20 protein-coding genes are annotated in these 20,479 nt (G+C 69.6%); 9 read left to right on the forward strand and 11 right to left on the reverse strand.

Annotated elements, in window-relative coordinates; translation table 11 throughout:
* Positions 1 to 2 precede the first annotated feature (2 nt).
* The 3 genes from ACIRCZ_RS06645 to iolC form a co-directional block, all read right to left on the reverse strand.
* Entirely contained in the window at positions 3 to 1,508 is a 1,506-nt protein-coding gene (locus tag ACIRCZ_RS06645) for a CoA-acylating methylmalonate-semialdehyde dehydrogenase (protein WP_402850922.1), read from the reverse strand.
* A gap of 95 nt (positions 1,509 to 1,603) precedes the next feature.
* Entirely contained in the window at positions 1,604 to 2,506 is a 903-nt protein-coding gene (locus tag ACIRCZ_RS06650) for a deoxyribose-phosphate aldolase (protein ID WP_235500487.1), read from the reverse strand.
* The gene (gene iolC, locus ACIRCZ_RS06655) at positions 2,493 to 3,485 is read right to left on the reverse strand and encodes a 5-dehydro-2-deoxygluconokinase (protein ID WP_402850925.1); all 993 of its coding nucleotides are present in this window, start codon (positions 3,483 to 3,485) and stop codon (positions 2,493 to 2,495) included. Before iolC ends, ACIRCZ_RS06650 begins: the two co-directional genes overlap by 14 nt.
* A 112-nt stretch (positions 3,486 to 3,597) precedes the next feature.
* Between iolC and rmuC the strand changes: the two genes are divergently transcribed.
* Positions 3,598 to 4,974 (forward strand): DNA recombination protein RmuC, encoded by a 1,377-nt coding sequence (gene rmuC / locus ACIRCZ_RS06660; RefSeq protein ID WP_402850928.1) that lies wholly within the window; start codon positions 3,598 to 3,600, stop codon positions 4,972 to 4,974.
* Positions 4,975 to 5,077: 103 nt separating this feature from the next.
* Here rmuC and glpX read toward each other — a convergent pair whose 3' ends face one another.
* Positions 5,078 to 6,079 carry a class II fructose-bisphosphatase gene (gene glpX, locus ACIRCZ_RS06665; RefSeq protein ID WP_402850931.1) on the reverse strand — a complete coding sequence of 334 codons (1,002 nt, stop codon included), beginning with the start codon at positions 6,077 to 6,079 and terminating at the stop codon, positions 5,078 to 5,080.
* 231 nt (positions 6,080 to 6,310) lie between these two features.
* Here glpX and fbaA point away from each other — a divergent pair, with 231 nt between their 5' ends.
* Complete coding sequence (gene fbaA / locus ACIRCZ_RS06670) at positions 6,311 to 7,339, forward strand: class II fructose-bisphosphate aldolase (protein ID WP_055895589.1); 1,029 nt, start codon at positions 6,311 to 6,313, stop codon at positions 7,337 to 7,339.
* A 63-nt stretch (positions 7,340 to 7,402) separates the two neighbouring features.
* A complete protein-coding gene (locus ACIRCZ_RS06675; protein ID WP_055895587.1) occupies positions 7,403 to 8,095 on the forward strand; it encodes a DUF6264 family protein in 693 nt (230 codons plus the stop codon).
* Between the two features lie 99 nt (positions 8,096 to 8,194).
* Here the strand turns inward: ACIRCZ_RS06675 and ACIRCZ_RS06680 are convergent, their stop codons facing one another.
* Entirely contained in the window at positions 8,195 to 9,064 is an 870-nt protein-coding gene (locus ACIRCZ_RS06680; RefSeq protein WP_055895585.1) for an SDR family oxidoreductase, read from the reverse strand.
* Positions 9,065 to 9,159: 95 nt separating this feature from the next.
* Between ACIRCZ_RS06680 and ACIRCZ_RS06685 the strand changes: the two genes are divergently transcribed.
* On the forward strand, positions 9,160 to 9,531 hold the full coding sequence (locus ACIRCZ_RS06685; RefSeq protein WP_055895584.1) for a helix-turn-helix domain-containing protein: 372 nt from the start codon (positions 9,160 to 9,162) through the stop codon (positions 9,529 to 9,531).
* A 3-nt stretch (positions 9,532 to 9,534) separates the two neighbouring features.
* Here ACIRCZ_RS06685 and ACIRCZ_RS06690 read toward each other — a convergent pair whose 3' ends face one another.
* Positions 9,535 to 10,563 carry a 4-hydroxy-3-methylbut-2-enyl diphosphate reductase gene (locus tag ACIRCZ_RS06690; RefSeq protein WP_055896518.1) on the reverse strand — a complete coding sequence of 343 codons (1,029 nt, stop codon included), beginning with the start codon at positions 10,561 to 10,563 and terminating at the stop codon, positions 9,535 to 9,537.
* Between the two features lie 72 nt (positions 10,564 to 10,635).
* On the opposite strand from ACIRCZ_RS06690, the gene xseA reads away from it, so the two are divergent.
* The 5 genes from xseA to ACIRCZ_RS06715 are packed head-to-tail and all read left to right on the forward strand — an operon-like array spanning position 10,636 to position 15,001.
* The gene (gene xseA / locus ACIRCZ_RS06695) at positions 10,636 to 11,925 is read left to right on the forward strand and encodes an exodeoxyribonuclease VII large subunit (protein WP_402850938.1); all 1,290 of its coding nucleotides are present in this window, start codon (positions 10,636 to 10,638) and stop codon (positions 11,923 to 11,925) included.
* A gap of 18 nt (positions 11,926 to 11,943) precedes the next feature.
* Entirely contained in the window at positions 11,944 to 12,234 is a 291-nt protein-coding gene (locus tag ACIRCZ_RS06700) for an exodeoxyribonuclease VII small subunit (RefSeq protein ID WP_402850941.1), read from the forward strand.
* Positions 12,231 to 12,887: a DUF4245 domain-containing protein gene (locus ACIRCZ_RS06705; RefSeq protein ID WP_402850944.1), complete on the forward strand. Its 657-nt coding sequence runs from the start codon at positions 12,231 to 12,233 to the stop codon at positions 12,885 to 12,887. Before ACIRCZ_RS06700 ends, ACIRCZ_RS06705 begins: the two co-directional genes overlap by 4 nt.
* Positions 12,887 to 13,540 carry a carbonic anhydrase gene (locus tag ACIRCZ_RS06710; RefSeq protein ID WP_055895577.1) on the forward strand — a complete coding sequence of 218 codons (654 nt, stop codon included), beginning with the start codon at positions 12,887 to 12,889 and terminating at the stop codon, positions 13,538 to 13,540. Before ACIRCZ_RS06705 ends, ACIRCZ_RS06710 begins: the two co-directional genes overlap by 1 nt.
* Positions 13,541 to 13,594: 54 nt before the next feature.
* Positions 13,595 to 15,001, forward strand: coding sequence for a class II fumarate hydratase (locus tag ACIRCZ_RS06715; RefSeq protein WP_082581435.1), 1,407 nt, complete (start codon positions 13,595 to 13,597; stop codon positions 14,999 to 15,001).
* A 74-nt stretch (positions 15,002 to 15,075) separates the two neighbouring features.
* On the opposite strand, the gene ACIRCZ_RS06720 is transcribed toward ACIRCZ_RS06715, so the two are convergent.
* The 5 genes from ACIRCZ_RS06720 to ACIRCZ_RS06740 form a co-directional block, all read right to left on the reverse strand.
* Positions 15,076 to 15,600, reverse strand: a complete 525-nt coding sequence (locus ACIRCZ_RS06720) for a prepilin peptidase (protein WP_402850949.1) — start codon at positions 15,598 to 15,600, stop codon at positions 15,076 to 15,078.
* Between the two features lie 153 nt (positions 15,601 to 15,753).
* On the reverse strand, positions 15,754 to 17,103 hold the full coding sequence (locus ACIRCZ_RS06725) for a PhoH family protein (RefSeq protein ID WP_055895573.1): 1,350 nt from the start codon (positions 17,101 to 17,103) through the stop codon (positions 15,754 to 15,756).
* Positions 17,104 to 17,400: 297 nt separating this feature from the next.
* Positions 17,401 to 18,525: an aminotransferase class V-fold PLP-dependent enzyme gene (locus ACIRCZ_RS06730; protein ID WP_402850953.1), complete on the reverse strand. Its 1,125-nt coding sequence runs from the start codon at positions 18,523 to 18,525 to the stop codon at positions 17,401 to 17,403.
* A 135-nt stretch (positions 18,526 to 18,660) separates the two neighbouring features.
* Positions 18,661 to 19,602 (reverse strand): hypothetical protein, encoded by a 942-nt coding sequence (locus ACIRCZ_RS06735; protein WP_402850956.1) that lies wholly within the window; start codon positions 19,600 to 19,602, stop codon positions 18,661 to 18,663.
* A gap of 86 nt (positions 19,603 to 19,688) precedes the next feature.
* On the reverse strand, positions 19,689 to 20,474 hold the full coding sequence (locus ACIRCZ_RS06740; RefSeq protein ID WP_402850959.1) for an isoprenyl transferase: 786 nt from the start codon (positions 20,472 to 20,474) through the stop codon (positions 19,689 to 19,691).
* Positions 20,475 to 20,479 lie beyond the last annotated feature (5 nt).

Here is a 20,479-nt window from a genome sequence, read left to right on the forward strand (position 1 = left end):
TCCTACTTGGTCTGCGGGAATCCGAGGTTGATGCCGCCGTGGCTCGGGTCGAGCCACCGGCTGGTGACGGCCTTCTCGCGCGTGAAGAACTCGAAGCCGTGGACACCGTACGCTTTCGCGTCGCCGAACAGGGACTGCTTCCAGCCGCCGAACGAGTAGTACGCCACCGGCACGGGGATGGGGACGTTGATCCCGATCATGCCCACCTGCACCTCGTTCTGGAAGCGGCGCGCCGCTCCCCCGTCGTTGGTGAAGATCGCCGTGCCGTTGCCGAACGCGCCCGAGTTGATGAGCTCGACGCCCTCCTCGTACGTTGCCACGCGCACCACGGAGAGCACGGGTCCGAAGATCTCCTCCGTGTAGACCCTGGATGAGGTGCTCACCCGGTCGATCAGCGTCGGTCCCAGCCAGAAGCCGTCGGCAGCGCCGTCGACCTCGATGCCGCGGCCGTCGATGACCACATCCGCGCCGTCCGCGATGGCCACGTCGATGTACGACGCGACCTTGTCGCGGTGCTCGCGCGTGATCAGCGGGCCCATGTCGCAGTTGCGGCGGCCGTCGCCGATGCGCAGACCGGCGACGCGCTCCGTCACCTTGGCGATGAGCTCGTCGGCGACGGGCTCGACGGCGACGATGACGCTGATCGCCATGCAGCGCTCGCCCGCCGAGCCGAACCCGGCGTTGACCGCGGCGTCGGCGACCAGGTCGAGGTCCGCATCCGGGAGCACCAGCATGTGGTTCTTGGCCCCGCCGAGCGCCTGGACGCGCTTGCCGTTCTTCGCTGCGGTCTCGTAGATGTAGCGGGCGATCGGGGTGGAGCCGACGAAGGAGATGGCCTGCACCTCCGGGTGTTCCAGCAGCCCGTCGACGGCGACCTTGTCGCCCTGGAGCACGGTGAAGACACCGTCCGGCAGCCCGGCCTCCGTGAACAGCTCGGCGAGCCAGACCGCTGCGGACGGGTCCTTCTCGCTGGGCTTCAGCACCACGGCGTTGCCTGCCGCGATGGCGGCGGGAAGGAACCAGAGCGGCACCATCGCCGGGAAGTTGAACGGGCTCACGATGCCGACGACACCGAGCGGCTGCTTGAGCGAGTAGACGTCGACGCCGGTCGAGACGTTCTCGGAGTGCTCGCCCTTGATGAGGTGCGGGAATCCGGTGGCCAGCTCCACCACCTCGAGTCCGCGGGTGATCTCGCCGAGCGCGTCTGAGACGACCTTGCCGTGCTCGCTCGTCACGATCTCGGCCAGGTCGCCCTTGCGGGCGTTCAGCAGCTCCCTGAACGCGAACATCACCTGCTGGCGCTTGGCAATCGAGGTGTCGCGCCAGGCGGGGAACGCTGCGGCGGCCGAGTCGATCGCCGCGGCGACCTCCGCCTCGTCCGCCAGGCCGACGTTCGCGCTGGCCGTGCCGATGGCCGGGTCGTAGACCGGAGCGAGCCTGCCGCTGGTGCTGGGCGTGCGACGGCCGCCGATGTAGTGCGGGATGACGGGGAGGTCGGTGTCTGACATGGTGCTGATGCTCCTTCGCGGGCGGTGCTGGGCGGGTGACGCCGGTGGGGGTGAAGCGTGGGTGGGAGGCGTTGGTGGGTGGGTCGGTGGCCTGGTCAGTGGACGATGGATGCGGCCTGGTCAACCGCTGCCGCGACGTCGTTGTGCTCCGGGTAGAGCAGGGTGCGGCCGACGACGAGACCCTTCACGCCCGGCAGGCCGATGGCGCTCCCCCAGGCGTCGTACACCGCACCCGGCGCGGCGCCTGGCGCCGGATCGCCGCCGAGCAGCAGGGTCGGCAGGGTGGTCGCCGCCATCACCGCCGCCATGTCGTCGACGACCGGCAGCTTCAGCCAGCTGTACGCCGAGCTCACCCCGAGACCGGAGGCGACGGCCACCGAGGTGATCACCGCCTCCGTCGACAGGTCGTTGACGATCCGCTCGTCCTTCCACACGCTCATGAACGGCTCGATCATGATCGGCAGCCGGGCGGCGGCGGCGGCGGTGACCGCGTCGGCCGACGCTGCGAGGGTGGCCGCGGTGCCGTCGTCCGCGAGGTTGATCCGGACCAGGAGCTTGGCGAAGTCGAGGCGGGCGGCGACCAGCGCATCCACGTCGTATGCGGTGAACCTGTCGTCCATCTCGAAGGTGGCGCCGCGCAGCCCTCCGCGGTTCATCGAGCCGACGGCGATGCGGCCGTCCAGGAGGCCGAGCACGGCCAGGTCCTCGATGATGTCCGGGGTGCCGAGCACTCCATCCACGCCCGGCCGTTCGAGTGCCGCGGCGAGGCGCTGCAGCAGGTCGTAGCGGTCTGCCATCGCGAGCGGGTCGGAGCCGACGCCGAGAGCGCCGCGCGCCGGATGGTCGGCCGCGACGATGAAGAGCCGGTCGTCCCCGGTCAGCAGTTCACGCGTCTGACGAGTGGCGAGGGCGTCGGCGATCCGCTCAGGCTCCGCCGCGCGGATGCGGCGCAGCCTGTCGAAGTCGGCAGCTGAGATGGGGCCGTCAGCGAGCTGCACGGGATGCTCCATCCAGCAGCGCGTCGACCTCTGCGGTCGTCGGCATGGCGGTCGAGCACTCGCGGCGGCTGGCGACGATGGCGCCGGCCACGTTGGCGAAGCGGATCACCTGTTCGAGCGGCCAGCCTGCCAGCAGACCGTGGCAGAGGGCGCCGCCGAAGCCGTCGCCTGCGCCGAGGCCGTTGACCACCTGCACGGGGAACGGCTCGACCTCGACGGTCTCTGTCCTCGTCTTGGCGAGCACGCCGCGCGGGCCCTGCTTCACGACGGCGAGCTCCAGGCCGCGGTCGAGCAGCGCATCCGCCGCGCGGTGAGGGTCGGTCTCCCCGACGGCGATCTCGCACTCCTCGCGGTTGCCGACGGCGACGGTGACGTGTTCGAGCGCACGGGTCACCTCGGCGGTGGCCTCAGCAGGCGAGTTCCAGAACATCGGGCGGTAGTCGAGGTCGAGGACCGTCAGCGGGCGGCGGCCCCGAGCGTCCCAGGCGGCGTGGTGGGCGGTGCGGCTCGGCTCCTGCGAGAGGCCGGTGACGGTCGCCCAGAAGATGCGCGCACCCCGGATGGCGGCGAGGTCGAGCTCGGACGGCTCGATCACGAGGTCGGGCGCGATGGGCTCGCGGTAGAAGTAGAGCGGGAAGTCGTCAGGAGGGAAGATCTCGCACAGCGTGATGGGGGTATTGAGGCCGGGGACCGTGGAGACGAAACGGTTGTCGACGCCGAGCCGCGCGATCTCGGCGCTCACGTATCGGCCGAGCGGGTCAGCGCCCGTGCGCGTGACGATGGCCGCGCGGCGGCCGTGGCGGGCAGCGGCGACGGTGACGTTGGTGGCGCTCCCGCCGAGGTACTTGCCGAACGTGCTGACCTCTTCGAGGCCGACGCCGTCCTGCAGCGGGTAGAGGTCCACGCCTGACCTGCCGATGGCGATGAGGTCGAACGGCGCCTCTGATGCTCCCGCCGCCTGATCTGTGATCTGGGTCATCCCTCGGTGGCCGCCTTTCGCGCATGTCCTGACATAGTGACATGGAAAGCCTATTCGCGGCGTGCCCTGCGCGCAACCTCCCACTGTCGGAGGCCCCTGTCACACTCGAAGCATGGACCCCATCCTCTCCCTTCTCCTCGGACTCCTCGCCGGAATCGTGCTCGGAGCGGCGGCGGGCGGCTTCGCCGTCGCCACGCTCCTGCGTCGTCGCGCCGAGTCGGCGGCATCGGCCTCCCCGGCCGTTCCCGTGGAGGACCCGGCCGTCGTCGCGGCGCGCCACGCGGCAGAGCTGGCGGAGCTCCGCGCGGCGGAGGCGGCGGTGCAGGCCGAGATCCGGCAAGACCTCGCCGCCACGCAGGCCACGGCGGATGCACTCCGCGAGCAGGTCATCTCGCACCAGCTGCAGTACCGCGAGCTGGTCGAGCGCCACCGCGTCGAAGCGGAGGCCAGGGAGCAGAGGGAGCGGGCGGAGAGCAAGGTGCTGCAGGCGCTCGCCCCGGTGCGCGAGAGCCTGAGCGACATGCAGAAGAAGGTCACCGAGCTCGAGACGCAGCGCAACCAGCAGCACGGCGAGCTCGCGCAGCAGCTCAAGTCGGCCACGGAGTCGGAAGAGCGCCTGCGCAGCACGGCGGAGTCGCTGGCGTCTGCGCTGCGCTCCAACAGCACGCGCGGCGTGTGGGGCGAGACGCAGCTGCGCAGCGTGGTCGAGGCGGCCGGGCTGATCGAGCGCGTCGACTTCAGCGTGCAGTCGAGCATCCAGTCGGAATCCGGCGCTGGGCGTCCGGACATGATCGTGCACCTGCCGGGCGGCAAGAGCATCGCGCTCGACGCCAAGGTGCCGTTCAACGCCTATCTCGAGGCGAGCCAGATCCCCGCCACCGCCACCGGAGCGGACGGCGCCCAGCGGGATGCGCTGCTCAAGCAGCACGTCAAGGCGGTGCGCGACCACATCACGGCCCTCGGCAACAAGGCGTATTGGACGGGTCTCGACTCCTCCCCCGAGCTGGTGATCGCGTTCATCCCGAGCGAGTCGCTGGTGTCGTCGGCGATGGAGGCGGACCCGTCGATCATGGAGTTCGCCTTCAGCAAGCGGGTCGCCCTCGCCTCGCCCGTCACGCTGTGGTCGGTGCTGAAGACGGTGGCGTTCAGCTGGCAGCAGGATGTGCTCACCCAGGAGGCGAAGCAGCTCTTCGACCTGAGCCGCACCCTCTACACACGCCTGTCCACCACCGCCGGCCACATCGAGAAGCTCGGCCGCTCGCTGGAGCGCACGGTCAAGGACTACAACGGCTTCGTCGGCTCGTTCGAGCGCCAGGTCTTCCCGGCCGCCCGCAAGCTGAACGCCCTCGACGAGTCCAAGATGATCGGCGTCCTCGAAGGCATCGACGAGGCGCCGCGAGAACTCACCGCGTTCGAGCTCGTCGCCGAGCTCGACGACGAGCCCACCACCGCCCCTGCCGCTGCCCTCCCCGACCGCCGCTCCGCCTGACCCCAGCCGCCTGACCTGACCCCAGCCATCGAGTCCGGAGTTATTCAGGCGACGCGCCGGGCGCGGGCGTGAACAACTCCGGGCTCGATGGTGTGGGAACGGCTCAGAGCTGGTCGGCCTCGAGCCACTTGGCCGCGAGGTGGTCCGCGATCACACGGCGGATGGTGCCGGACTTGCTGCGCAGGACGATGCTCTCTGTGCGGATGATCGGGCCCTTGCGGCGCACACCCTCGACCAGGCCGCCGTCCGTGACGCCGGTCGCGACGAAGAACGTGTTGTCGCCCTGCACCAGGTCGTCAGCACCGTAGATGCGGTCCATGTCGAGACCGGCCGCGACGCCGCCGGCACGCTCCGCGTCGTCCTTCGGCGCCAGCTTGCCCTGCATGAACCCGCCGAGCGCCTTGATCGCGCACGCCGTCGTGATGCCCTCCGGGCTCCCGCCGATGCCGACGCACATGTCGATGCGCGACTCGTAGCGGGCGGCGTTGATGCCGCCGGCGACGTCGCCGTCGAGCATCAGCCTGGTCCCCGCTCCCGCGGCGCGGATCTCCTCGATCAGCCCCTCGTGACGCGGCCGGTCCAGGACGGCGACGCGGACCTCGCCCACCGGCTTGCCCTTCGCCTTCGCCAGCTCGCGGATGTTGTCCCCGATCGACTGCGAGAGGTCGACGACCCCGATGCCCTCCGGCCCCGTGACGATCTTGTCCATGTAGAACACGCTCGACGCATCCAGCATCGAACCTCGGTCGGACACCGCGATCACCGACAGCGCGTTCTGGCGGCCGGCGGCGGTCAGCGACGTGCCGTCGATCGGGTCGACGGCGATGTCCACCGCCGGTCCGCGACCGTTGCCGACGTGCTCGCCGTTGAACAGCATCGGGGCGTTGTCCTTCTCGCCCTCGCCGATGACGATCAGCCCGTCGAAGTTGACGGTGCCGAGGAACTTGCGCATCGCATCCACGGCTGCGCCGTCCGCCGCATTCTTGTCGCCCCTGCCGATGAACGGCGTCGCCCGGATCGCCGCGGCCTCTGTCGCTCTGACGAGCTCCATGGCCAGATTCCTGTCTGGATGCAGGTAGAGGGATGCGGTGTCAGTGCTGATCATGATGGGTCCTCCCGGACGGATTCGATGTCGTCGTCTTCGACGCTGCTGTATCGGCGATGCCAGTGTATCCGCGCGCCGCCGCGCGACGACGGAAAGCGCACGAACGTTCACCTGGCGTACGCGGCCGGCGCATCTATGCCCTCGAGCGGGGCTCCTCCCCCGCCAGCAGGAGCGCTCCCACCGGCTCGGTATGATGAGACCCGTTCGACACTTCGACTTCAAGGAGCTGCAATGCCCATCGCCACGCCGGACCAATATGCAGAAATGCTCGACAAGGCGAAGGCCGGTGGTTTCGCGTACCCCGCGTTCAACGTGTCGTCGTCGCAGACGATCAACTCGGTCCTCCAGGGCCTGACGGAGGCCGGCAGCGACGGCATCATCCAGGTGACCACCGGCGGCGCAGACTACTTCGCCGGTCAGACCGTCAAGAACCGCGCGGCGGGCGCCATCGCCTTCGCGAAGTTCGCCACCGAGGTCGCCAAGAACTACCCGATCACGGTCGCCCTGCACACCGACCACTGCCCCAAGGACGCGCTCGACAGCTTCGTGCTGCCGCTCATCGCCGCCTCAGAGGAGGAAGTCCGCGCTGGGCGCAACCCGATCTTCCAGTCCCACATGTGGGACGGCTCTGCTGTGCCGCTCGCGGAGAACCTCGAGATCGCGCAGGACATGATCAAGCGCACCAAGGCCATCAACGCCATCCTCGAGGTCGAGATCGGCGTCGTCGGCGGCGAAGAGGACGGCGTGCAGCACGAGGGCTCCAACGAGGCGCTCTACACGACCCTCGCGGACGTGGAGAAGGCCGTCGAGGCGCTCGGCCTCGGCGAGAACGGCCGCTACATGGCCGCCCTCACCTTCGGCAACGTGCACGGCGTGTACAAGCCGGGCAACGTCAAGCTGCGCCCCGAGCTGCTGAAGACGATCCAGGACGGCCTCGCCGCCAAGTATGGTCACGGCCCCAAGCCGCTCGACCTGGTGTTCCACGGCGGCTCCGGCTCCACCGACGCCGAGATCGCCGAAGCGGTCGCCAACGGCGTCATCAAGATGAACATCGACACGGACACGCAGTACGCGTTCACCCGCTCGATCGCCGACTACATGTTCAAGAACTACGACGGCGTCCTCAAGGTGGACGGCGAGGTCGGCAACAAGAAGCTGTACGACCCGCGCGCGTGGGGCAAGGTCGCGGAGACGGCGATGGCCGCCCGCGTGATCGAGGCCACCAAGCAGCTCGGCTCTGCCGGACACTCCGGCAAGTAGTACACCGCGGCGGTCGGGGCTCGCGCTCCGGCCGCCGCGTCATATCCAGGGAGGTTGGCCGCCATGGCCGACGAGGAACAGAAACCCGACCAGCGACCCCGCCCGAAGTACGGCGAGCTCGCGCCGGAGGGATGGGTGTGGCATCCACCGGCGGATGCGAACCGACTGGACACCTCGCATCCCACAGCAGAGCCCGACCGCTACGGCGAACACGGGGACGCGGCCCAGCAGGACGCCGCGCACCGCGACGCCGCCCAGCGCGCCGCGATCCCCGTCCACCGGGATGCGCGCGCCCCGTACGCGGACCGTCCGGGCTTCGCCAGCCAGCACCAGCAGAGCCCGTCGACGCAGCTGCGCTCCGACGCACCGCGCTGGAACATGATCGTCACCGTCGTGCTGATCGTCTTCGGCCTGTTCGGCGCCACCAACTCGATCAGCGGTCTGCTCTCGCTGCCCTCCGCGATGCAGCTGATGCACCTCAACCAGAACCTCGGCGACTACACGCCGGCGGCGTCGGTGCAAGGAACGCTGATCGCCGGCGCTGTCGTCATCGGGCTGCTCTGGGTGATCTCGACCGCCCTGTCCGTCTGGCTGCTGGTCAAGCGCAGGATGGCGTTCTACATCCCGCTCATCGCCGGCGTCGTCGCGCTGATCGCGCTACTCGGCTTCATGTCTGCGGTGCTGCTCACCGATCCCGTGCTGATCGACTTCTACAGCGGGATCACTCCTCCGCCGACGAGCACGCCCACCCCGTAGAACGTCCCGGCCGTCCGCACGACGAACGACGAACGGCCCGGCGCATCCCGCACCGGGCCGTTGCTGCGTTTCCTGCTCCTGCTCCGTCTCCGGATGCGGTTACGCAGCGGCCTCGCTGCGCGCCTCGCGCAGGCCGGCCGCGAGCGGCGTGGTCGGCCGTCCGATCAGCTCGCTGAGCGTCGGCGTCGCGTCGGCGAGCGCGCCGTCGCGGATGTTGCCGTCGAGCGCCACGACGAACCCTGCAGTGCCGTCGTCCAGCCCGGCACCGGTCAGGATACTCACGTGCTCCTCCGGGCTCACCGACCGGTATGCGACGGGCTGGCCCAGGATATCCGAGACCGTCTCGGCGAGGTCGGCGAACGTCCAGGCGACATCGCCGGAGAGCTCGTAGACCGCTCCGTCGTGGCCGGGAGTGCTGAGGACCACGGCTGCGGCGTCCGCGTAGTCGGCGCGCGATGCGCTCGCGACCCGGCCATCCGCGGCGCTCGACACGATCTCGCCCGTCGCCGCGGCGGTGTCGACCTGGCCGACGTAGTTCTCGGTGTACCAGTTGTTGCGGAGGATCGTCACCGGCAGACCGGACTCCGCGAGCAGCCTCTCGGTTGCGGTGTGCTCCGGAGCGAGGACGAGCGCGGTGTCGTCGGCGTGCGGCGCGCTGGTGTAGACGATCCGGCCGACCCCGGCGGCGACGGCCGCGTCGATCGCGTTGGCGTGCTGCTGCACGCGCTTGCCGACCTCGCTGCCGGAGACGAGCAGGAGCGCATCCGCCCCGGCGAACGCGGGCACCAGTGTGTCCGGCTTCTCGAAGTCGATGGCCGCGGTCTGCACGCCGAGCGCCGCGAGGGGCGCGAGCTTCTCCGCCGAGCGGCCGAGCGCGCGGATGTCGGTGGCGGGAACTCCGCGGGCGATGAGGGATTCGACGACGAGGCGTCCGAGGTTGCCGGTTGCTCCGGTGACGACGATGGTCATAGTGATGGTTCCTTTCGGTCGGTCATCGAGGCCAACAGAGACCCCCCGCCGATACTTCCCAATCGAAGGTACCCACTTTTTGGTAAGTTACTGACGTGGAGACCAGTAATCAGACGTTGAACGGCTTCGGCTTCACCGATGGCGTGCTCCCCTCGGCCTGCCCGACCCGTGTCGTCCTCAACCACGTCACCAGCACCTGGGGCGTGCTCGTGCTCGTGGCGCTCTCCCAGAGCGACCACCGCTGGGGCGAACTGCGCCGCACCGTGCAGGGCATCAGCGAGAAGATGCTCGCGCAGACCCTCCGCACCTTGGAGCACGACGGCTTCGTCCTCCGCACGGCCCAGCCGACCATCCCGCCCAGAGTCGACTACAGCCTCACGCAGCGCGGCCGCGACCTCACCCAGCATCTCCTGCCCCTGATGTCCTGGATCGCCGCCAACGCCGACGCCATCGTCGCGCCGGACTGAGAGTCAGCGACGGCCGCCGAGGGCGCGGGCGTCCTGGTTGCCCGCGAGGTCTTTGCGGAGCTCCTTGGGGAGCGAGAACATGAGGTCCTCTTCGGCCGTCTTGACTTCCTGCACGTCGCCGTAGCCTGCGCCGCGGAGGTCGTCCAGCACTTCCTGCACCAGCACCTCCGGCACGGATGCGCCGCTCGTCACGCCGACCGTCGCCACGCCGTCGAGCCACTCCTGCTTGACCTCGCTGGCGTAGTCGACCCGGTATGCGGCCTTCGCGCCGTACTCCAGCGCGACCTCGACCAGGCGCACGGAGTTGGACGAGTTGGCCGAGCCGACCACGATCACCAGGTCCGCCTGCTCGGCGACCTTCTTGATCGCGACCTGGCGGTTCTGGGTGGCGTAGCAGATGTCGTCGCTCGGCGGGTCCTGCAGGTTCGGGAAGCGCTCGCGGAGGCGGCGCACCGTCTCCATCGTCTCGTCGACGGACAGCGTGGTCTGCGAGAGCCAGACGACCTTGTCCGGATCCTTCACCGTGATCGTGTCCACGTCGTCCGGGCTGTTGACCAGGGTGACGCGGTCGGGCGCGTGGCCCGCTGTTCCCTCGACCTCTTCGTGCCCCTTGTGGCCGATCAGCAGGATCTCGAAATCGTCGCGGGCGAAGCGCACGGCCTCGCGGTGCACCTTGGTGACGAGCGGGCAGGTGGCGTCGATGGCCCGAAGCCCTCTGTCGGACGCCGCCTGCACGACGGCGGGAGAAACACCGTGGGCACTGAACACGACGTGCGCGCCCTCCGGCACCTCGCCGACCTCATCGACGAAGATCGCTCCCTGCCGCTCCAGCGTGGAGACGACGTGCACGTTGTGCACGATCTGCTTGCGCACGTAAACGGGCGCACCGTAGTGCTCGAGCGCCTTCTCGACGGCGATGACGGCCCTGTCCACACCCGCGCAGTATCCACGCGGTGCGGCCAGCAGGACCCTCTTGTGTCCGACGACCGGGGTATCCTGTAGCCGGCCTCGCGCACCGGGAATCCTCGGCATCGGAAGGCTGATGGTTGCGTCGCTCACCCTTCGATCCTAGGTGAGTGCGCTGAACACTGGTTGGGAGGCTCGGTGACGGAGACGACCCGCGCACCGTCGATGGAGGTCGGCCCGCCGACAGCGGACGCTCCGTGGCCGGTCGCCACGCTGGCCGGAAAGATCCGCGGCTGGATCGAACGCCTCGGCACCGCCTGGGTCGAGGGCGAGATCACCCAGTGGGGCGTCTCAGGCGGCAACGTCTACGGCAAGCTCAAAGACCTCAACGAGGATGCGACCGTCAGCTTCACGATCTGGTCCTCCGTCAAGGCGCGCATCCCTGCCGACCTGAAGCAGGGCGACCGCGTGATCGCCGCGATCAAGCCCAACTTCTGGGTCAAAGGCGGCTCGCTCACGATGCAGGTGTTCGACATGCGCCACGTCGGTCTCGGCGACCTGCTGGAGCGCCTCGAACGGCTGCGCCAGCAGCTCACCGCCGAGGGCCTGTTCGCGCCGGAGCGCAAGAAGCGCCTCCCGTTCCTCCCGCACACCATCGGGCTCGTCACCGGCAAGGACTCCGACGCGGAGAAGGACGTGCTCCGCAACGCTCAGCTGCGCTGGCCGCAGGTGCGTTTCCGCACGGTGTACGCCGCCGTCCAGGGCGACAGGACGGTCGCAGAGGTGACCGCCGCCATCCGGAAGCTCGACGCCGACCCGGAGGTCGAGGTCATCATCGTCGCCCGCGGAGGCGGCGATTTCCAGAACCTGCTCGGCTTCAGCGACGAAGTGCTCGTGCGGGCCGCCGCGGCCGCCGCGACCCCGATCGTCAGTGCCATCGGGCACGAGGCGGACCGGCCGCTGCTCGACGACGTCGCCGACCTGCGCGCATCCACACCGACGGATGCGGCCAAGCGCGTCGTCCCCGACGTCGCGGAAGAGCTCGCCAGGGTCCAGCAGGCGCGCGCCCGCATCGGGATGCGCGTGACGCACATGATCGCAGCAGAGATCGACCGCATCGGTCACCTCCGCACCCGCCCGTCCCTCGCATCGTCGAGCTGGATCGTCGACTCCCGCGCGGAGGAACTCACCCGCTTCGTCGCCCGCGGCGCCGAGCTGATCGAGCGCAGCGTCGACAGGGAGGCCAGGAGGGTGGCCGAGCTCCGCGGCCAGCTGCGCGCGCTGTCGCCGCAGGGCACGCTCGACCGCGGCTACGCGATCGTGCAGCTCGCGACCGGTCACGTCGTGACCTCCCCGGACGAGATGCCACCCGGCACCGACCTGCGCCTCACCGTCTCCGGCGGCGCCGTCGCCGCGACAGCGGGAGCCCCCATCCCGTCGCCGGCAGGGCACACAGAGTCCGCCGCCACGAAGACAGCACTCAGCTAGACAAATAGAATGGATGCCATGCCCCCCACCGAGTCGACTTCCAGCGACGACGCCCTCGGCAGCGATCCGCTCGCCTCGCTCAGCTACGAGGAGGCGCGCGACGAGCTGATCCGCGTCGTCGGTCAGCTGGAGCAGGGCTCGTCGACGCTGGAGGACTCCATCGCACTGTGGGAGCGCGGCGAAGCGCTCGCCCGGCACTGCGAGGAGTGGCTGATCGGGGCGAAGGCCCGGCTGGATGCGGCGCGCGCCGGTGCGGGTGCTTCGGCAGGCGTCGGCGCGGGAACCGCCGGATCGACGGACGCCGAATGAGCAATCGCACCAAGCCGCCGGCGGTGGTCGCCGAACTCGGACGCCCGGAGACGCCGGAGGAGACCGCAGCGCGCAAGGCCGTGAACTCGGCCAATCACCGCAACAGGCAGACCGTCAACAACCTCGTGTACTCGCTGATCGCCTGCGTCGCGCTCGTGGCCGTGATCGTGCTGTTCGTGCCCCGCGGCAACCCGACATCGTCGGCGCCGCCGGTGGACTACGCATCCATCGCCGCGCAGGCGCAGGGGTCGGAGCCGAACCGGCTCCTCGTGCCGGAGCTGCCGTCGGACTGGAAGTCCAACAACGCCGAGCTGCGCACCAAGACGCCGGACGGCGTCGACTCCTGGTACGTCGGGCTGATCACCCCGAAGGCCCAGTACATCGGCATCACCCAGGGCTTCGACGCGAACGACACCTGGACGGCCCAGCAGGTCAACAAGTCCATGATCAAGGGCACCCGCACCATCGACGGCGTGCGCTGGGACGTCTACGACAACCGCACGTCCAGCGACGACAACGGCAACGTGGAGTACGCGCTCGTCAGCTCGGCGGGCAAGAGCACGATCATCGTCTTCGGCACGGCCAGCGACGCCGAGTTCGGCACCGTCGCAGGTTCCCTCGCCGACCAGATTCGCCAACTCGGAGGTTCGTGATGGGTAAACCGAGGCCGTCCCGCGTCTGGGACGCCATGCTGCGTGGAAACGAGCGGTTCGTCTCCGGGGAGCCTGAGCATCCCCGCCAGGATGTCGAGCGCCGGGAGACCATCGCCACCGGGCAAGCGCCGCTGGCCGCGATCTTCGGATGCGCGGACTCCCGGCTCGCCGCCGAGATCATCTTCGACCTCGGGCTGGGCGACGCCTTCGTGGTCCGCAACGCCGGACAGGTCATCTCCGACTCCGTGCTCGGCTCCCTGGAGTACGCGGTCGGCGTGCTGGAGGTTCCGCTGATCCTGGTGCTCGGGCACGACGAGTGCGGCGCCGTGCGTGCCGCCATCGACTCCCAGGCGCAGGATGCGACCCCGCTGCCTCCGCACATCGCGCACCTCATCGCGCCGATCGTCCCCGCCGTGCATGCCATCGCCGGCGTTCCAGCCGGCCAGCCGGTCGATCCGGCAACGGTGGATGCGCTCGCGGTCGGCCGGGAGCACCTGCGGCACACCGTGGCCGAGCTGCTCGAAGGCTCCGAGATGATCAGCGCCGCCGTCGCGGACGGTTCGTTGGCTATCGTTGGTGCCAACTACCGGCTTCAGGAAGGTCGGGTCGTCCCCGACGTCGTCGTCGGATTGGCCGACCCGGTCACCGACTGAATCGCGGGAAGACCGGCGAATCCGCCGGCCCCGCACCAGAAAGGAAAACACACCGTGGTGGACACCCAGGCGGACGCCGACTACCGCATCGAACACGACACGATGGGCGAGGTCCGCGTTCCAGCGGCCGCGCTCTACGGCGCGCAGACGCAGCGCGCCGTCGAGAACTTCCCGATCTCCGGATCGGTGCTCGAGCCGACGCAGATCGCCGCGCTGGCCCGCATCAAGAAGTCGGCAGCTCTCGCCAACGCCCAGCTCGGCGTGCTCGACCAGTCGATCGCCGACGCCATCGCGGCCGCGGCCGACGAGGTCGTCAGCGGTGCGCACGACGGCGAGTTCCCGATCGACGTGTACCAGACGGGCTCCGGCACGTCGTCGAACATGAACATGAACGAGGTGCTCGCGACACTGGCGTCCCGCACCCTCGGTCAGCCCGTGCACCCGAACGACCACGTGAACGCCTCGCAGTCGTCCAACGACGTGTTCCCGACCTCCGTGCACATCGCTGTGACGGGCGCGCTCATCGACGACCTCATCCCCGCGCTCGACCACCTCGCGGTGTCGCTCGAGGAGAAGGCGGAGCTGTGGGCCACCGTCGTCAAGAGCGGCCGCACCCACCTGATGGATGCGACGCCCGTCACCCTCGGCCAGGAGTTCGGCGGATACGCCGCGCAGATCCGTCTCGGCATCGAGCGCGTGCAGGCGTCCCTGCACCGTGTTGCGGAGGTCCCGCTCGGCGGCACGGCCGTCGGCACCGGCATCAACACGCCCCTCGGCTTCCCGCAGCTCGTCATCGAGCTGCTCACGCAGGAGACCGAGCTGCCGATCACCGAGGCCCGGAATCACTTCGAGGCGCAGGCCAACCGGGATGCGCTGGTCGAGGCGTCCGGAGCCCTCCGCACCATCGCGGTCAGCCTCACCAAGATCTGCAACGACCTGCGCTGGATGGGCTCCGGCCCCAACACGGGCCTGGGCGAGCTGCACATCCCGGATCTGCAGCCCGGCTCGTCGATCATGCCTGGCAAGGTCAACCCGGTCATCCCGGAGGCCGTGCTGATGGTCGCCTCCCGCGTGATCGGCAACGACGCGACGATCGCCTGGAGCGGCGCGTCCGGCCTGTTCGAGCTGAACGTGGCGATCCCCGTCATGGGCACCGCCCTGCTGGAGTCGATCCGCCTGCTCACCCAGGGCTCGCGCGTCCTCGCCGACAAGACCATCGCCGGCCTGGAGGCCAACGTCGAGCGCGCCCGCGCATACGCGGAGTCGAGCCCGTCGATCGTGACGCCGCTCAACCGCGCGATCGGCTACGAGGCCGCAGCCAAGGTCGCCAAGCACTCCGTCGCCCAGGGCATGACCGTGCGCGAGGCCGTCATCGACCTCGGGTTCGTCGACCGCGGCGAGGTCACCCTCGAGCAGCTCGACAAGGCGCTCGACGTCCTCAGCATGACCCACCCGGGCTGACCCGGATCGCGTCACACCGACCATCGACACGAAGGGCGCTCTCCTCCGGGAGGGCGCCCTTCGGCGTTGAGTGTTCACAGCATCGCTCCGACCGCCCAGAACGCGCAGAGCAGGTACGGTCCGAGCGGCACCCCCTCCGCGGTGGGAGCGCCGCGCAGGATCCTGCCTGCCGCAGCGATGCCCGCCGCGCCGAACGCGACGGCGAGCCAACCCGGGATGGCGACCACCGCATCCACGTCGGTGTCCGCTGCCAGCTCGGCAAGCACGAGCGCGACGAGACCCGCGAGCTTGACGTCGCCCATCCCGAGCGCTCCCCCGGCCGCCGCACAGAGCAGGAACGCGAGCACGACAGCTGTCATGGTCACCGACCCGACGAGCGAGCCGACGCCCCCGCGCGCCAGCGCGCCCGAGACCGCGCCCACCGTCGCGAACGCGTAGCCGGGGAGCACCAGTGCGTTCGGCAGCCGCCGTTCGCGCAGGTCGGCGTCGCACAGCGGCAGCGCCACGGCCGCCAGATACGCCGTGCCCACCCACCGCGAAGCGGCCGCTGCCGAACCTTCCACCGCCGCCAGCGCACACGCCGCAAGCGCAACCACCACGACAGCCACCACCCACCAGGCAGCGCAGAGGCCGACCGGTGCACGCCCGGTCGGCCTCTGTAACGTTCGCCGCTGCTTCCCCACAGCGCGACGCTAACAACCCGTCGAACACCCCAGGACGTTATCCACATTCCAGGGCGTGGATGCGGTTGTTCACATCACTTCGTTCCCTTCCAGCATCTCCGTCACCAGCGCCGCGATCGCCGAGCGCTCGGAGCGGGTGAGGGTGATGTGCCCGAACAGCGGGTGGCCCTTCAGCGTCTCGATCACCGAGGCGACACCGTCGTGGCGGCCGACCCGGAGGTTGTCGCGCTGGGCGACGTCGTGCGTCAGCACCACCCGGGAGTTCTGCCCCACCCTGCTCAGCACCGTCAGCAGCACGTTGCGCTCCAGCGACTGGGCCTCGTCGACGATCACGAACGCGTCGTGCAGCGACCGGCCCCTGATGTGCGTGAGCGGCAGCACTTCGAGGATGCCGCGGTCCTGCACCTCGTCGAGCACGTTCTGCGAGACGAGGGCCCCGAGGGTGTCGAAGATCGCCTGGCCCCACGGGTTCATCTTCTCGCCCTGGTCGCCCGGCAGGTAGCCGAGCTCCTGGCCGCCCACCGCGTACAGCGGCCGGAACACCATGATCTTCTTGTGCTGCTGTCGTTCGAGCACCGCCTCCAGGCCGGCGCAGAGCGCGAGGGCCGACTTGCCGGTGCCCGCGCGTCCGCCGAGCGAGAGGATGCCGATCTCGGGGTCGAGCAGCATGTCGATGGCGAGACGCTGCTCGGCCGAGCGACCGTGCAGTCCGAACACATCCCTGTCGCCGCGGACGAGCTTGAACTCGCCGTCCCCGACCACGCGGCCGAGGGCCGAACCACGGTCGGAGTGGATGATGAGGCCCGTGTTGGCCGGCATCCCGTCGACCAGCTCTGTGCGCATCCACTCGTTCTCGTACAGGTCGCTCATCGCGTCGCTGCCGAGGGAGAGTTCCGCGAGCCCCGTCCAGCCGGAGTCGACGGCGAGTTCGTGCCGGTACTCCTCGGCCGCCAGGCCGATCGACGCCGCCTTGACGCGCAGCGGCAGGTCTTTGGAGACGACCGTGACGGCGAGCCCGTCGTTGGCGAGGTTGAGGGCGACCGCCAGGATGCGCGAGTCGTTGTCCCCGAGCTGCAATCCGCTCGGCAGCACGGACATGTTGGAGTGGTTGAGCTCCACCCTCAGCGATCCGCCGTCACCGACCGGGATGGGGAAGTCGAGCCGTTCGTGCTTGATCCTCAGTTCGTCAAGATTGCGCAGTGCTTGCCGCGCGAAGTAGCCGATCTCTGGATCGTTGCGTTTGCCCTCCAGTTCGCTCACGACGACGACGGGGATGACGACAGCGTGTTCGGCGAACCGGAAGATCGCCTGGGGGTCGGACAGCAGGACCGAGGTGTCGAGCACGTATGTGCGCTCCGCCTGGTTGGTTCCGCTGTCGGTCGACTCGAACTGTCGGGTACCTGATTCAGCCACGACCACTCCCACCCCGCTCGCTCTGGAGAGCTCGCGGATCTGTTTGGCGAGTCGGCCGGTGGGTGTCGAAACGAACTTACGTGGCCGTCTCGATCGGGCTCCGTGCCCGATAAGCCGAACCTACGCCGCACCTCCGACACGCTCGGCAGACACACCGCCGTGTCGCGTTTCCATCAGGTGAACTTTCGCCCCCACTTCGGGTGCGCCGCCCTCCCTGATGATCGAGTCCGAAGTTGTTCAGGCGTCGCGCGGCGTGTCGGGCGGAACAACTTCGGACTCGATGGCTGCGGGGGCGGGAGCGGGTCAGGAGAGGGAGGCGTAGGAGGTGAAAGCAGCGCGGAGCATGTCGAAGGTCTCGTCTGTGGTGCCCGCGTGCACCGAGATGCGCGCGTTCGTGGCGCGGATGGATGCGGTGATCCCGTGATTGAACAGGGACGCGCTCAGCGCGGTCAGCTGCTCCGGCAGCGGTTCGAGCACGACCATGCCGGCCCGCTCGGCGGCGTTGCGCGACGACGCGACCGGGATCGCGTACTCGTCAGCGAGGTCGAACACGCGCTCGACCCTGTCGCCGATCGCCGCGCTGACGGCGGGGACGCCCACCGCGGCGATGTCCTCGAGCGCCGCCGCGAACCTGGCCTGCGCGATCGGGTCCGGGTTCGAGATGCTGAACGCCCGCGTGCTGGAGCTCGGCTCTCCGACCTCGTCCCACGACCCGTCCAGGTCGGCGCCCGTCCAGCCGCTGAACACCGGCGTCAGGTGCTCGATCGCGCGCGCGCTCGCGACGAGGAACCCGGTCCCCCATCCGGCGCGCGCCCACTTCTGCCCTCCGGCCACCACGACGTCCGCCACCTCGTACGGCGCGTCGACGACGCCGAAGCCCTGGATCGCATCCACGATCAGCAGCCGGTCGCCGATCACCTGGCGGATGCCGTCGATGTCGGCGAGGTAGCCCGTGCGCGAGTCGACGAGACTCACCATCACGGCCGTCGTGTTCGACGTCAGCTGCTCCTTGATGCGCGCCGGCGTCACCCGCTGGTGGTCGGTCTCCAGCCAGGTCGGCGTGACGACGCGCATCGCCTGCGACGCCCGCACCGCCGCGTATGTGATGCTCGGGAACTCGGCGGCAGAGAGCAGCACCTCGCCCCCGGTGAGTCCGAACGCGGCGTGCATGAGCCCGATGGATGCGGTGGGCTGGAACGACACCTGGTCGGAGGGGAAGCGAGTGAGCGCCCCCACCGCATCCCGTACCCGCTGATCCTCGGCGCGCATCCGCTCGATGCTGCCGAACCGCGCCTTGGCGAGGATCTCGTACTGTCCGACCGCTTCGGCGAGCGCCGCCGCCGAGATCGGGCCGACCCTGCCGTAGTCGAGGTAGCCGGACTCCTCGGTGAACCCGGCGGCGAACTCGTCGATCGTCATCGTCGTCATGTGTGTTGTGACCTCCCGGAACATTCTGTCAGTCCGGGCGTGAGCGCATCACACCATGACGAGCGTCCACAGCGGCGGATCACACTGGGCGGATCACACTGGGCGGATCATACTGGGCGGATCATACTGGGCGGATCACACGGCCGCGCGTGCCCGCTCCTCCGCGTGCGCGTCCGAGCGACCCGCCGCTGCATCCGCGAGATAGCGAGACACCGGGGGCAGCCAGAGCGGCACCGCCGCCGCGAGCGCACAGACCGTCGCGACGAGGAGTCCGAGCTGCAAGCCGCCGCCGTCGCCACCGACCCCCAGCAGCGACGACTCGGTGGCGTCGCCGAGGAGGACCACCGCGACCGCGCTGACCACCAGCCGGGCGAGCGCCGATCCGCGCTGCACGAACAGCGTGGCGACGACCTGCACCGTCACCACGACAACGGTCACCCCGGCCTGCACGAGCGCCACGATCGCCGGGCCCCAGGCGTTCGGCACGATCAGTGCCTGCGCGACGGCGAGCACGCACGCCACGAACGCGACGAACGCGGCGGCGACCGAGAACCACAGGTATGGTCCTGCCGCCTGTGCGCTCCGACCCTGCTCGGAGTCCGGCGCAGCACGCAGCGCGGTCGGTCGCCGCGCCGTGAGCGCGAGAGCGCAGGCCACGAGCGTCAGCGCCGCGAAGCCCAGCCAGGTGAGTGACGTGGAGGTGAACAGGCTTCGCGGATCGAAGTGCGTCAGATAGGCGAGCTGCACCACCTGGACGACGACGAGCAGTCCGGCCAGCAGGATCGCCGCGATGAGCCAGCCGAACCCGGCGCCACGCGCTGCCCTGCGTGCGACGCCGAGCACCACGCACACCACGGTCAGCGCGAGCAGCAGTGCCCTGGTGCCGAACTCCGTGGCGAACAGAACGCCCTCGCTCATCCCGACGGTCCACAGCGCGTAAAGGCCGATCACCCGCAGCGCCGACCAGGCGAGGCCGATGCCGAGCAGCGCGGCGGCCGACGCCAGCCAGGCCGCGACGCGCATCCGGCCGTCGTCCGCGCGCCACGCCGTCAGAGCGAGCCGTCTCGCAGCACCCATCGCAACCCCCATCGGTCGAACCCCGTCGTCACGGTCCGCCCGGCACCCCCTGGCGGATTCCCTCGACCATAGCAGCGTCCGCGCGCTCAGCCGCCGAAGCGGCGCTGCCGCCGCGAGTAGTCGCGCACGGCGCGCAGGAAGTCGACCTCGCGCAGGTCGGGGCCGAGGGCTTCCACGAAGTAGAACTCGCTGTGGGCGCTCTGCCAGAGCATGAAGTCGCTGAGCCGCTGTTCGCCAGAGGTGCGGATGACGAGGTCGGGGTCGGGCTGCCCTCCGGTGTAGAGGTGCTCGCCGATCAGGTCGGGGGTGAGCAGGTCGGCGAGGGTCTCCAGGCTCCCGCCCTTGGCGTGGTGGGCGGCGACGATGTCGCGCATCGCATCCACGATCTCCTTGCGCCCTCCGTAGCCGACGGCGAGGTTCACGTGCAGGCCGGTGTTGTGGGCTGTGCGGTCCTCAGCGCCCGTCAGGGCCGCAATCAGCGGCTCCGGCAGCCCGGCCGCCGAGCCGACGTGCTGGACGCGCCAGTCGCGGTATCTGGACAGGTCGTCGGCGAGCTCGGCGATGATCTCGATGAGGTCGGAGAGCTCGCCGCTCTCCCGGTTGGTGAGGTTGTCGCTGGAGAGCAGGTAGAGCGTGACCACCGAGATCCCGAGGTCGTCGCACCACTCCAGGAACTCGCGCATCTTCGCGGCCCCTGCGCGGTGCCCGTGCGCGACCGTCGTCAGCCCGAGCTGGCGCGCCCAGCGCCGGTTGCCGTCGATGATCATGGCCACGTGGCGGGGCATCGACTCGGCGGGCAGGTTGCGCTTGAGCTTGTTCTGGTAGACCCCGTAGAGCAGCCCACGTCCGAGGGGGAAACTCCATCTGCTCACGGAAG

Origin of the sequence: Leifsonia sp. NPDC102414 (assembly GCF_044765685.1) — a bacterium.
Taxonomy (GTDB): domain Bacteria; phylum Actinomycetota; class Actinomycetes; order Actinomycetales; family Microbacteriaceae; genus Leifsonia.